This window comes from Alkalicoccus chagannorensis DSM 18086 (assembly GCF_000429725.1).
Taxonomy (GTDB): domain Bacteria; phylum Bacillota; class Bacilli; order Bacillales; family Salisediminibacteriaceae; genus Alkalicoccus; species Alkalicoccus chagannorensis.
This window is the reverse complement of the sequence record NZ_AUCK01000013.1, coordinates 62248-74321: the sequence shown is the minus strand read 5'-3', so window position 1 is coordinate 74321 and position 12074 is coordinate 62248. Positions and strand designations below refer to the sequence as shown.

Genomic DNA, 12074 nt, shown 5'->3' with positions numbered 1-12074 from the left:
AACGCTTCGGGGATTTATCCGCGCTTCTTACGCAGTAAGGCGACCAGCTCGACGTGGACCGTATGAGGAAACAAGTCGACTGGCTGCACATAGTCGAGTTCATAGCCATACGGGACGAGCTGGGCGATATCTTCGGCGAATGTTTCCGGATTGCAGGAAACATACACGATTCGCTGCGGCGCCGACCGGCCGATACGTCGCATCACTTTCCCTCCGGCCCCGGAACGCGGCGGATCGAGCATGAGCAGTTCCGGAATGCCGAACGACTGCAGCATCTCATCGATTCCATTTCGTGCATCTTTTGCGAGAAAGGTCGTGTTGGTCAGCCCATTTTCTTCTGCGTTTCGTTCAGCGGAAGCGATGGAGGCCGGGACAATCTCAATACCGGCCAGCTGGTTTACTCTGGAGGCAAACGGGAGCGAGAATGTACCGACGCCGCAGAACAGGTCGATCATCCGTTCATGCGGCTGCGGCTCAGCCGCATGCAGCGCGAGCTCGACAAGCTTTTCTGCCTGAAACGGGTTCGTCTGGAAAAAGGTATCGTGCCAGAGGCGGAAACGAAAGCCGGCCATCGTGTCATAAATAAAATCCCTGCCTGCTAAGAGATGCAGCGATTCTGCCTGAACGCGGTCGGCCCAATCGGTATTCTCCAGCCAGAGGAAGCTTTTCACTTCAGGGTGATGCTCCTCTATTTCCTGCTTCAATGCATCGACCAGCGGTGCAAGCCGTCCATCAGGGGCTTCGGTGGCAACAATGCCGGCCATCACTTCCCCTGTATCAAATGACTGACGGAGGAGGACGTGGCGCAGCAGTCCGTCGTGGGCGTCTTTATCGTATCCGGGCAGGTCGTGCCGCTCGGCCCAGGCAGCGATGGTCATGGCAGCCCGGACCATGCTCTCTCCGGCGATCAGGCACGTGTGAAGTTCCACGATGCTCCGGAAGTTTCCCTGCTCATGCATGCCGAGCCGGCCTTCAGGAGAGAACGTGAATTCCATTTTGTTGCGGTAGTGCCACGGGTCTTCCATGCCGATCGTCTCTTCTACGAGGGCCGGTTCGAAGCCTTGGCGTGCCAGCATGCTGCGTACTTCCTCTGTTTTATGCTGCAGCTGATACCTGTACTGCCAGTGCTGCCAGACACAGCCGCCGCAGCGGTCAAAATGTGGGCACGGAGCCTTGGTTCTTTCCGCACTCGGTTCGATAATCTGATCCGGAAAGGTCCACCAGCGTTTTTTGTCCGGTCGCTCGACGACGGCTTCGACTTTTTCGCCGGGGAGTGTCTGCGGAAGTGTCAGTTTCAGTTTGCTCATGAATCCTTTTTCATTCTCCCGCCAGACGGCAGCCCGGCCCGATCCTTTTCGGTCGAGGTCTGTAATCTCTGCAGTGAATGTCTGCGATTGTACCATGTATGTCCGCTCCTTTTTCTCGTTGGTTCTATTCAGCGTTCATCCTGTGCAGAAGATGGCGTTGATTTTGCCATCAGCAGCAGGCGCCCGGCATCCATCCTGCCGACGAGGCGGAAGCCGGCTTTTTCATAGCTGCGCCGGGCCCGGGAGTTATCCGTTTCAGGATCGAGCACGACCGCATCGGCACCGGAAGCCAGCAGGTGATCACTCATCAGAGACACGGCGGCTGTGCCGAGTCCCTGATTCATCCGCGAAGCACCGATCAGCAGGTCCATCCCGAAGAGGATCGTATCCGGAGGGTATCCTCCAGCATTGTACACGTCGGAAGAGGCTGTGTATACCTGCATGAAGCCGACTGGGGAAGACCGGAAATCGATGATGTAGACGGGGATCTCCTCCTCGCCTCGGATTCTCGGAAGGTATTTGCTGTCAACTTCTTCTCGTGCTGCCGGCTCTCCGCCGTAGTAGCGGAAGACTTCCGGCTGCTGCAGCCATCGGGCCAGTACGGGCAGATCCTTTTCCTGCATCGGACGGATGGTCATATCCTGAAGCACATCATCCATAGAGCCAGCTCCTTTACAGCCAAAGAAAAGAGGATACGGCTCGATCCGCATCCTCTGTTTCCTCTAGTATAAGCGATACGGCTCCTGCCGCAAAGCCTTTTTTCCTTTCCAGCTGAGCAAGGAGTGTTTCGTGAAAGAAGACGGCCCTCTTCGTCCGCTGCTCGGGAAGGCCGCATGCAGCGGAAAGCCTCAGTCTCCGAGCATCTCCGCCTGCTGCCGCATCTGCTCCTCGTTGACCGGTCCATAGGAAGCCTGCTGAATTCTTCCGTTTTCGTCAATAAAATAGGAGGTCGGCACAGGCTGAATCTCGTACAAGTCCGAGATCTCCGCCTCCTCATCCATCAAAATCGGGAACGTCAGGCCGAAGTCGGTCACAAACGTGGACACATCGTCTGCTGATGACTCAGAAGACGTTAAGTTCACGGCAAGCACCTCCAGGTCTCCGTCGTCATACACCTGCTGCATATCCGGCATCTCGGCCCGGCAGGGGGGACACCACGTCGCCCAGAAATTGAGCATGACCGGACTGCCGCGGAAGTCAGACAGCTGAACAGTTTCCCCTTCGAGGGTGGTCAATTCGAAATCAGGTGCCAGGTCTCCCTGGTCGAGTCCTTCTTCTGTCTGCATTTCAGGACTCTCCTCTTGGATGTAGCTGTAAAAGGTCCAGCTCATCATCAGCGCAGCCAGTATCACAATTACCGTGAATTTCATGTCGCTTTCCTCCTCTGCTGCCAGTAGCCTGCGAGAGCTCCGGCGCTAATCACAACATAGACGTAGTCTGCTGCCGGCGTCAGGAAAAAGGTTGTTACGACCGTTGCCTGATGTGCGGCAGCCATGCTGAGGCCCCACAGAACAAGAAATGCCGCTCCCTGCTTATACGTGTGAAGCAGGACGAGAAAGAAGAGACTGACAGCCATGATGTAGAGACCAGCAGGGTGCGTGAAGCCTGCCGTCTGAATGCCGGCAGGGGGTGCCAGGAAAGCATAGACCGCCGTACTGACAAACAGCACGTAAGACGTTCCCTGCAGGAGAAGGGCGGTATTCCCCTGAAAGTTGAAGACGAGAACAACGAAGACCCCAACAGCAAGCATGATCTCCCCAGTACCGGGAGGATAGACAGCCGCCGCCAGTGGATCGGCCATCGTTACGTTCCACTGCGTCAAGATGCTCCCGAAAAACAGCACGAGCAGCGCGTACAAGAAGAGAGAAAATACTTCCTCCCTCACCGTTTTATCGTCCACGGGTGACACCCAGTGGAGATAGAGGAAGCCGGCAGCAAAAGCCGCTATGACATACAGCCACGCCTGCTGTACCAGGAGAGGGCCGATCATCCAAGCTTCGTTCATCATGTCCCACCTCAATTCATTGCTTCTCGCAATATACCATAAGGGGTATAATACTGCAAGGGGGAGGTGCTTGAAGCAGAGAGCTGTTCATGCAGCATGGGAGATACACGGAGCCTGCTGTCTCCCTGCTTCTTATTGTCAGAAGGCAGAAACAAAAGCCACGCCGGGATGTTGTCCCGGCGTGGCTCATCGGTTCCTTGCTTCTTGGAAGAGAAGCGACGTTGACGCTGTTCCGACAGAACGTCTCTCGTCCTGATGAAGCTTACATCTGCTTGTAAAAGTGCGCGAGGGCGTGCATGCCTTTTGTGAAATGGGACACCGGAAAACTCTCATTCGGCGAATGGAGGTTATCTTCCGGCGTACCAAAGCCCATCAGAACGACCGGCATGCCGAAGAGGCGGTCAATCGTTTCTACGACAGGAATGGACCCGCCGAGCCGGACGAAGACAGTCTCTTTTTCAAATGCTTCCGTGTAGCTGGCTGCCGCCTTCTTGATCAGCGGATGATCCGGATTCACTTTATACGCCTTTGCGGACAGCGCTTCGCGTCGAACGTCTGCCCGGACGCCGGCCGGGGTATGCTGCTCGATATGCGAAACGAGAAGGTCCTGAATCACGGCAGGATCCTGGCCGGGGACAAGCCGGCACGTCAGTTTTGCTGTTGCTTTCGACGGGATAATGGTTTTCGTGCCTTCTCCCTGATACCCGCTGAAGAGGCCGTTCACTTCAAGGGTCGGACGTGCCATGGTGTGCTCCTGCGCCGTGTAGCCTTTTTCCGGTGCTGTTTCCGGGATACCGGTAGATACCGGGTAGTCTTCTCCCGGTGCTTCATTCATCAGCCTGCGCTCGTCGTCCTCGAGAGCTTCGACGTCCTCATAAAACCCTTCTACGGTGACCACTTCGTCTTCATTCTTCATGCCGGCGAGCAGCTGTGCCATCGCCATCGCAGGATTCTTGACTGCGCCGCCGTAAAGGCCGGAATGCAGGTCCCGGTCCGGGCCGTGCAGCGTGACCTCGAGGCCGGTAAAGCCTTTAAGGCCGTACATGATGGTCGGCGTTCCGGTTTCGACCATGCCGGAATCCGAAATCAGGCAGAAGTCTGCTTCCAGGAGCTCTTTGTTGTTCTCCAAGAAAGGATAGAGGTGTTTGCTGCCGATCTCTTCTTCTCCTTCAATCAGCAGCTTGACGCTGCACGGGAGCCTGCCTTCGGTCTGCATCATCGCCTCAAACACAGCCAGATGCATGAACACCTGTCCTTTGTCGTCGCTGGCACCGCGTGCATACAACCGGCCGCCGCGGACCTCGGGGTCAAATGGAGCGCTGTCCCACAGTTCATACGGGTCTGCCGGCTGTACATCATAATGACCATAGAACAGCGCCGTCTGAGCCGGTTCCGGGGCCTTATACTCCGCATAAACGAGCGGATGGCCGCCTGTCTCGCGGCGTTCTACCGTCGTAAATCCGATTTCCTCCAGATAGTCGGTCAGAAAACGAACGGCTTTTTCCATTTCCGGTGTCTTTTCCGGATCCGTGCTGATGCTCTCCAGGGAAAGAAACGTTTCCAGTTTCTTCAGCAGGCGCTCTTCATGATCCGCCAGATACTGCTGTACTGCCTTCATCCAATCACTCCTTTAGTCTGCTTTCCATTTCCAGTTTACCTGCCCCGGCAAGGGAGGGCAACGCTCAGTCTGCTGTTTCAGAAAACGCGGCGAATTCTGAAAACTCATTGCATGGCCGTGGAAAACTCGTTATGATATAGGTTAAAGCTTGTAAACCAATCGCACGCAGCGCCAGAAAGGATGACAATCATGAGTGAAGAAAAAGATCTGCGTATCCGCAGTAAAGTAATCAGCGAAGGGGCCAACAGGGTGCCAAACCGTTCCATGCTCCGTGCTGTCGGATTCGAGGACGATGATTTTAAAAAGCCGATGATCGGTATAGCCAGCACCTGGTCCGAGGTGACTCCGTGCAACGTACATATTGATGCCCTTGCACGAAAGGCGAAGGCTGGAGCCGATACCGGCGGCGGTGCGCCGATGATTTTTAATACGATTACCGTGGCAGACGGCATTGCCATGGGACATGAAGGCATGAACTATTCCCTGCCGAGTCGGGAAGTGATTGCCGATTCCATCGAAACGGTCGTCGGCGCGGAGCGTATGGACGGCGTCGTTGCTATCGGCGGGTGTGATAAGACGACCCCGGCCTGCATCATCTCGATGGGAAGGTTGAACCTGCCGGCCGTGTATGTGTACGGCGGTACCATTGCGCCGGGGAAACTGGACGGAAAAGACATCGATATCGTCAACTCGTTTGAGGCGGTTGGACAGTACCAGGAAGGTCAGATTGACGATGCTCAGCTCCACCGTGTGGAATGCAGCGCGTGTCCGGGAGCGGGAGCCTGCGGCGGCATGTACACCGCGAATACGATGGCTTCTGCCGTGGAAGCGCTCGGCATGAGCATTCCGGGTTCCTCCTCGACACCTGCCGTTAACGACTATAAGGAAAAAGAATGTGAGCAGGCTGGCGAGCTTGTGGTGGAGCTGCTCCGAAAAGACATCTATCCACGGGACATCATGACGAAGAAAGCATTTGAGAACGCGATTACCGTCGTCATGGCCCTTGGTGGATCGACTAATGCGTTCCTTCACCTGACAGCAATGGCCCACTCGGCCGGTGTCGACTTGAGCTATGATGACTTCGAGCGTGTCCGGGAAAAGGTGCCGCACATTGCCGATCTGAAGCCGAGCGGCAAGTACGTCATGCAGGATCTCTATGAAGTCGGAGGTGTGCCGGCCGTCATGAAGGAGCTGCTCGAAGCAGGTCTGCTGCACGGCGACTGCCTGACCGTTACGGGAAAGACGCTTGCCGAGAACCTGAACGAAGCTCCTGGACTCAAAGAAGGCCAGCAGGTCATCCGTTCGATGGAAGATGCGTTCAAAAAGACCGGTCCGCTCGTCGTTATGAAAGGGAACCTCGCTCCGGACGGCGCAGTAGCCAAAATGTCCGGCCAGAAGATCAGCCGCTTCGAAGGTGTTGCGAAAGTATATGACAACGAAGCCGATGCGACGACGGCCATTGAAGCTGGAGAAATTGTGGAGGGAGATGTCCTCGTCATCCGGAATGTCGGTCCAAAAGGCGGACCCGGCATGCCGGAAATGCTGTCCATCACCGCGATGATTGTCGGCCGTGGACTGAACGGGAAGGTCGCCCTGCTGACAGACGGACGCTTCTCTGGAGGCTCCCACGGGTTTGTGATCGGTCACATTGCGCCGGAAGCAGCTGCAGGCGGACCGATCGGGCTGCTGCAGACAGGCGACACCGTGACGCTGGATTCCGAAACACAGGAAATCAATATGGAAGTCGGCGGGGAAGAGCTGGAGCGCCGTCGTCAGGCGTGGACGGCACCAGAACCGCGCTATAAAACCGGCATTCTCGCCAAGTACGCGAAGCTCGTCTCTTCCTCCGCACGCGGCGCCGTGACAGACGCAGATCTGGATCAGTAAGCCGGCCTGCTGACCGGCAGGGGGCATGGAGCAGCTGCAGCGGGTATTTTTTCGAACGTCCGTCAGCGTTCCGGCCTCCTGATCGGAGACCGGAACGCTTTTGGCGGAAAAATCGTGCAGGCAGTAACTATATAATAGAAGAAAACGGTTACATGAAAAAGAACTTGGCACGTTTTCTCTATCTGTGCTATAGTCATCTGTAACAAACAACCAAATATCTTATCCAGAGTGGTGGAGGGACTGGCCCGACGAAACCCGGCAGCCTCAAAGAGCGATCCTCTTTGAAAGGTGCTACTTCCAGCGGATCGACACGAGATCCGGGAGATAAGAGATGCAGCATCAGCAGCAGACCTCTTCCGGCTTATCGACCGGGAGAGGTTTTTTATGTGGTAGTAAAGTTCTCATCGAGGGAAACAGCGTCGCGCACTGCTCTTGTTGGGGGAATGTTCAGAAAGTTCCGGTGAATGTTTGACCCGGAGATCGAATGATGTTACTATTCAAATTAATCAATAAAACTAACAAAACACAGCGAATAACTAAGAATTAAATATATCTCTTATCCAGAGAGGCGGAGGGACTGGCCCGATGAAGCCCGGCAACCATCAAGCACAGCTTGGGAAGGTGCCAATTCCACAGAGCAGACAGCTCTGAAAGATGAGAGGGACTGCCTGCACCAGCATCTCTCTATCATCTTTTGATAGAGATTTTTTTGGTTATAAGCATGTATCAGTTTTCATCTGCATGTTCGTTGTACGGAAAAAGACGGCGGGCTTGTCCGCTGCGCGCACGTTTGGTTTTCAACTATTTGAGGAGGGCTTTTTCATGACAGACAACCGATATCATACCTACGATCCAGAAACGGTGATTCTCCACGGCGGCCAGTCTCCAGACCCGACGACGGGATCCAGAGCTGTGCCGATTTATCAGACGACCTCGTATCTATTCCACGACACGGAGCACGCCGAAAGCCTCTTTTCGCTCGATGAACCCGGCAACATCTACAGCCGTCTTGGGAATCCAACGGTGGATGTACTGGAAAAGCGCATCGCGCTCCTGGAGGACGGCGTTGCCGCTGTCGCTACTTCTTCCGGCATGGCAGCCATTTCGTTGACGATACTGAACCTCGCAGGAGCAGGAGACGAAATCGTAGCGGCAACGAACTTATATGGCGGTACGTATAATTTATTCGCTGTGACTCTGCCGCGATACGGTATTAAAGTGCACTTTGTTGATCCGGAAGATCCTGATCACTTCCGCCAGGCGATCAACGACAAGACGAGAGCGGTATTTGCAGAGACGATCGGTAATCCAAGCCTGCATGTGCTGGATATTCCTGCCGTCTCGGAAGTGGCCCATGAAGCAGGCATTCCTCTCGTGATCGACAGTACGTTTGCTACCCCGTATACCGCCCGTCCAATTGAGCAGGGAGCCGATATCGTCGTTCACTCGGCAACGAAATGGATCGGCGGCCACGGGACGTCTATCGGCGGACTCGTTGTCGATGGTGGACGCTTCAACTGGGTATCGGAGAAATTCCCGCAGTTCAACGAACCGGATCCGAGCTATAACGGCATTGTTTATGCAAAAGATTTCGGAACCTTGGCGTTCAGCATGAAACTTCGCGTGCAGCTGCTGCGGGATTTCGGCTCTTGTCTGAGTCCATTCAACGCATTCCAGCTCCTGCAGGGAATGGAAACCCTGCACCTGCGCATGATACGCCATAACGACAACGCCCTGGCCATCGCAGAATACCTGGAAGAGCATCCCGCGGTCGACTGGGTTTCCTACCCTGGACTTGCCAGCCACCCTGCCCACGACAATGCGAAGAAAGTGCTTGACTACGGCGGCGGAGCAGTCGTCAACTTCGGCATTAACGGAGGCCGCGACACCGGTGCAGCGATGATCAATGCCGTCTCCCTCTGGTCGCACCTCGCCAACGTCGGCGATGCGAAAAGCCTGATCATCCACCCTGCTTCTACGACGCACCAGCAGCTGAAGGGAGATGACTTGAAGAAAACGGGCGTCACCGAGGACATGATCCGTCTCTCTGTCGGTCTGGAAAGCGTCGAGGACTTGAAAAAAGACCTCGATCAGGCACTGCGTAAAGCAACGGGCGACGAAGAAACAGTGAACAATACCGTCATCAATGACGAAGGTGTCATCCGCTGGGCACTTGCCGGATCGACCAACCGGGATGTGGAGCCGCCGCGGCCGATTTCTATCGCCGTAGTCGGACTCAGCAGCAAAGAAGGGCGACCGAGCTACCGTCTCGCCCGAAAGATGAAGCGGCTCGGCTACAAGCTGATTCCAGTCAATCCGAAAGAAACCGAAGTTCTCGGCGAGAAAGCGTATCCGGATCTCGCTTCGATTCCGGACGACATCGAGATTGATATCGTCCAGATTTTCCGCAGCCCGGACGTTGCCGTAGAACTCGCAGAAGAAGCCATCCAGATCAACCCGAAAATCTTCTGGCTGCAGGAAGGCGTCATTTCCGATGAGGCAGCCAACCTGGCCAAGGATGCGGGACTGGAAGTCGTTCATAACCGCTGTACCTATAAAGAAGCCCAGCGCTTGAAAGGAAGCATCTCGACCTTCGCCGGCGAGTAAATATAACCAAACCATACATGGAGTGATGATGACATGAGAAACTATCTACTGACCTTGACTGCCGGCGCTGCCGTACTCGCAGGCTGCGGAGATGGGAATGATTCCGGCTCCGGCGCGGACGCTTCTTCGCCAGAAACGATTACCGTAGACTATGCCTACTATTCGCCGACGAGCCTCGTGTTGAAGGAACAGGGATTTCTCGATGAAGTATTTGAAGATGAGGATGTCGAATTCGATTACGTGCTCAGTCAGGGAAGCAACAACGCGCTGGAATTCCTCTCCGGAGGCAGCGTCGACTTCGGCTCTACGGCAGGCGCTGCTGCCTTGATGGCAAAAGGGAATGATTCGCCGATCAAAAACGTCTACATCTACTCCCAGCCGGAATGGACCGCGCTCGTGACCGGACCGGAGAGTGACGTTGCTTCTGTTGAGGATCTGGAAGGAAAACAAGTCGCTGCCACACTCGGCACAGACCCATACATTTTCCTTGTACGTGCCCTCGACGAAGCAGGCCTTTCTGAAGACGATGTCGAGATTGTTCCCGTCCAGCACAATGACGGCGCCAACCTGCTGGCGAACGGAGAAGTCGACGCCTGGGCCGGCCTCGACCCGCACATGGCCAGACAGGAACTCGAGAACGACGCAGAATTGTTTTACCGCAATGAAGACTTTAATACGTACGGCTTCCTGAACGTCCGGGAGGATTTTGCAGAAGAACATCCCGAAGCTGTGGAAAAGGTGATTGAAGCGTATGAGCTGGCAAGAGAGTGGACGCTCGATAACCCGGATGACGTCGTGGATATTCTCGTAGCCGAAGCTGGTATTGACGAAGAAACGGCAGAGCTGCAGCTGGAGCGGAACAATTTCGATCAGCCCCTTCCAGGCACAGAGCATGAAGAGAGCCTTGCTGCTGCAGGGGAAGTACTCCAGTCTTCCGGCAACATGGAAGAAGACGATGATGTAGAAGCCCTGCTGGAAGAACTGATTGATCCAAGTTATGCAGAGAATGTGATTGAACAATAAAAGGAGGCGTTGAGACATGGCCGTCACACAAGGACAGCATGTAGAGAAAAAATCCGTATTCTCATCCGAGCGGGAACAGAATCAGTCAGAGGCACGCCGGGGCATGCCGTCCTTTTTGAAGACGGCTGGTCTCGCCCTGATTGTTCCGCTCCTGATTCTCGCGTTGTGGGAAGGAGCGACACGGTTCGGTCTTGTAGCAGGCAACCAGCTGCCGGCACCCTCTGCCGTCGTGGGCACCATCTGGGGAATGGCGCAGGACGGCTCCCTCTGGACGCACATGGGAATCACGATGTACCGGATTCTCTGGGGCTTTTTCTGGGGCACAGCTGCAGCAGCTGCACTCGGCGCGCTGGTAGCGGTCTCCAAGAAGGCAGAAGTGCTTTTCGATCCAACGGTCCAGGCGATCCGGGCGATTCCGTCTCTGGCCTGGGTACCGCTCTTTATCCTCTGGTTCGGCATCGGTGAACCGTCCAAAGTGACGCTCATCGCCCTCGGCGTGTTCTTCCCCGTGTATTTGAATGTCGTCGGCGGTATTCAATCGGTGGACAGAAAGCTCGTCGAAGTCGGACGAGCGTACGGCCTCTCCCAGCTGCAGATCATCCGCCGCATTATTCTGCCTGCCTCGATGCCATCCTTTCTGACGGGCCTTCGAAGCGGTCTCGGCCTCGGCTGGATGTTTGTCGTTGCAGCGGAACTGCTCGGTGCGAGCGAGGGCCTCGGCTACCTGCTCGTGCTCGGTCAGAATACGTCGGCTCCCGCCGTGATTCTGGCAAGCATCGTCTTGTTCGCGTTTCTCGGAAAAACGACCGATTATGTCCTGAAAAAAATCCAGACACGCGTCCTGCACTGGCAGGATAACGTGAAAACGTAAAGGAGGTCCCGGCATTGAGTATTCAAGTAGAAGCAGTCAGCCGTCGGTTCGAGGGGACGACAGCCGTGGAGAACGTGTCATTTTATGTAGAAGAAGGCGAAATCGTCGGTCTGCTCGGGACGAGCGGCTGTGGAAAAAGCACGCTGCTTCGGGCCGTGGCTGGTCTGGACACGGGCTATGAAGGCACCATCCGGCTGCACGGACAAGAGAAGCGGGGGACCTCCAAGGAACTCGGGATCATTTTCCAGGAGCCCCGGCTCATGCCATGGCTGACGGTTCTTGATAATGTGACGTTCGGATTGGACGGGCCGAAAGAAGAACAGAAGAAAAAAGCACTCGATCTGCTGGAAGTCGTCGGACTGAAAGACTTTGCGGATCACTATCCGAAGCAGCTTTCCGGCGGGATGGCACAGCGCACCGCGATTGCGCGCGCGCTCGTCACGCAGCCGTCCACGCTGCTCCTGGATGAGCCGTTCAGTGCCCTCGACGCTTTTACAAAGCTGCAGCTGCAGGACATGGTGCTCGATCTCTGGAACCAGTATCTGCCGACGATGGTGATGGTGACCCACGACATTGATGAGGCACTCGCCCTCTGTGACCGTATCATCATCCTGAAAGGACAGCCGGGGGTGCTGCACGATAACCTGAAGCTGACGCAGCCGAAGCCGCGCAGAAAAAGCGATCCGGAGCTGGCGCGTGTAAAAGAATATATACTGGAAAGTCTCGATATTACGAAAGCGGAGAAGGAGGCGTAGC

General features: G+C 55.5%; 10 protein-coding genes and 2 riboswitches. Of the genes, 5 read left to right on the top strand and 5 right to left on the bottom strand.

Annotated elements, in window-relative coordinates; translation table 11 throughout:
• Nucleotides 1–14: 14 nt before the first annotated feature.
• The 5 genes from rlmD to G477_RS0108745 all read right to left on the bottom strand — a co-directional run bounded on the left by rlmD (nt 15) and on the right by G477_RS0108745 (nt 4930).
• On the bottom strand, nt 15–1403 hold the full coding sequence (rlmD, locus tag G477_RS0108770) for a 23S rRNA (uracil(1939)-C(5))-methyltransferase RlmD (protein ID WP_026697638.1): 1389 nt from the start codon (nt 1401–1403) through the stop codon (nt 15–17).
• 32 nt (nt 1404–1435) lie between these two features.
• Entirely contained in the window at nt 1436–1966 is a 531-nt protein-coding gene (locus G477_RS0108765; protein WP_026697637.1) for a GNAT family N-acetyltransferase, read from the bottom strand.
• Between the two features lie 189 nt (nt 1967–2155).
• Complete coding sequence (locus tag G477_RS0108760) at nt 2156–2677, bottom strand: redoxin domain-containing protein (RefSeq protein ID WP_026697636.1); 522 nt, start codon at nt 2675–2677, stop codon at nt 2156–2158.
• Nucleotides 2674–3312 carry a hypothetical protein gene (locus tag G477_RS0108755; RefSeq protein WP_026697635.1) on the bottom strand — a complete coding sequence of 213 codons (639 nt, stop codon included), beginning with the start codon at nt 3310–3312 and terminating at the stop codon, nt 2674–2676. The genes G477_RS0108760 and G477_RS0108755 overlap by 4 nt, the downstream gene beginning before the upstream one ends.
• A 262-nt stretch (nt 3313–3574) precedes the next feature.
• Complete coding sequence (locus tag G477_RS0108745; RefSeq protein ID WP_026697633.1) at nt 3575–4930, bottom strand: dipeptidase; 1356 nt, start codon at nt 4928–4930, stop codon at nt 3575–3577.
• A 189-nt stretch (nt 4931–5119) separates the two neighbouring features.
• Between G477_RS0108745 and ilvD the strand changes: the two genes are divergently transcribed.
• The 5 genes from ilvD to G477_RS0108720 all read left to right on the top strand — a co-directional run bounded on the left by ilvD (nt 5120) and on the right by G477_RS0108720 (nt 12073).
• On the top strand, nt 5120–6817 hold the full coding sequence (ilvD, locus tag G477_RS0108740; protein ID WP_026697632.1) for a dihydroxy-acid dehydratase: 1698 nt from the start codon (nt 5120–5122) through the stop codon (nt 6815–6817).
• A gap of 216 nt (nt 6818–7033) precedes the next feature.
• Nucleotides 7034–7148: riboswitch (SAM riboswitch) on the top strand.
• Between the two features lie 222 nt (nt 7149–7370).
• Nucleotides 7371–7478: riboswitch (SAM riboswitch) on the top strand.
• A 161-nt stretch (nt 7479–7639) separates the two neighbouring features.
• Nucleotides 7640–9424, top strand: a complete 1785-nt coding sequence (locus G477_RS0108735) for a PLP-dependent aspartate aminotransferase family protein (protein WP_026697631.1) — start codon at nt 7640–7642, stop codon at nt 9422–9424.
• 33 nt (nt 9425–9457) lie between these two features.
• Entirely contained in the window at nt 9458–10447 is a 990-nt protein-coding gene (locus G477_RS0108730) for an aliphatic sulfonate ABC transporter substrate-binding protein (RefSeq protein WP_026697630.1), read from the top strand.
• A 16-nt stretch (nt 10448–10463) separates the two neighbouring features.
• Nucleotides 10464–11318 carry an ABC transporter permease gene (locus G477_RS0108725; protein ID WP_026697629.1) on the top strand — a complete coding sequence of 285 codons (855 nt, stop codon included), beginning with the start codon at nt 10464–10466 and terminating at the stop codon, nt 11316–11318.
• A 14-nt stretch (nt 11319–11332) separates the two neighbouring features.
• On the top strand, nt 11333–12073 hold the full coding sequence (locus G477_RS0108720; protein WP_026697628.1) for an ABC transporter ATP-binding protein: 741 nt from the start codon (nt 11333–11335) through the stop codon (nt 12071–12073).
• Nucleotide 12074: the final 1 nt, after the last annotated feature.

What these genes read in the sequence shown, in the direction of transcription:
- rlmD (WP_026697638.1), bottom strand. Translation starts at nt 1,403, where the DNA reads ATGGTACAATCGCAGACATTCACTGCAGAGATTACAGACCTCGACCGA.
- G477_RS0108765 (WP_026697637.1), bottom strand. Translation starts at nt 1,966, where the DNA reads ATGGATGATGTGCTTCAGGATATGACCATCCGTCCGATGCAGGAAAAG.
- G477_RS0108760 (WP_026697636.1), bottom strand. Translation starts at nt 2,677, where the DNA reads ATGAAATTCACGGTAATTGTGATACTGGCTGCGCTGATGATGAGCTGG.
- G477_RS0108755 (WP_026697635.1), bottom strand. Translation starts at nt 3,312, where the DNA reads ATGAACGAAGCTTGGATGATCGGCCCTCTCCTGGTACAGCAGGCGTGG.
- G477_RS0108745 (WP_026697633.1), bottom strand. Translation starts at nt 4,930, where the DNA reads ATGAAGGCAGTACAGCAGTATCTGGCGGATCATGAAGAGCGCCTGCTG.
- ilvD (WP_026697632.1), top strand. Translation starts at nt 5,120, where the DNA reads ATGAGTGAAGAAAAAGATCTGCGTATCCGCAGTAAAGTAATCAGCGAA.
- G477_RS0108735 (WP_026697631.1), top strand. Translation starts at nt 7,640, where the DNA reads ATGACAGACAACCGATATCATACCTACGATCCAGAAACGGTGATTCTC.
- G477_RS0108730 (WP_026697630.1), top strand. Translation starts at nt 9,458, where the DNA reads ATGAGAAACTATCTACTGACCTTGACTGCCGGCGCTGCCGTACTCGCA.
- G477_RS0108725 (WP_026697629.1), top strand. Translation starts at nt 10,464, where the DNA reads ATGGCCGTCACACAAGGACAGCATGTAGAGAAAAAATCCGTATTCTCA.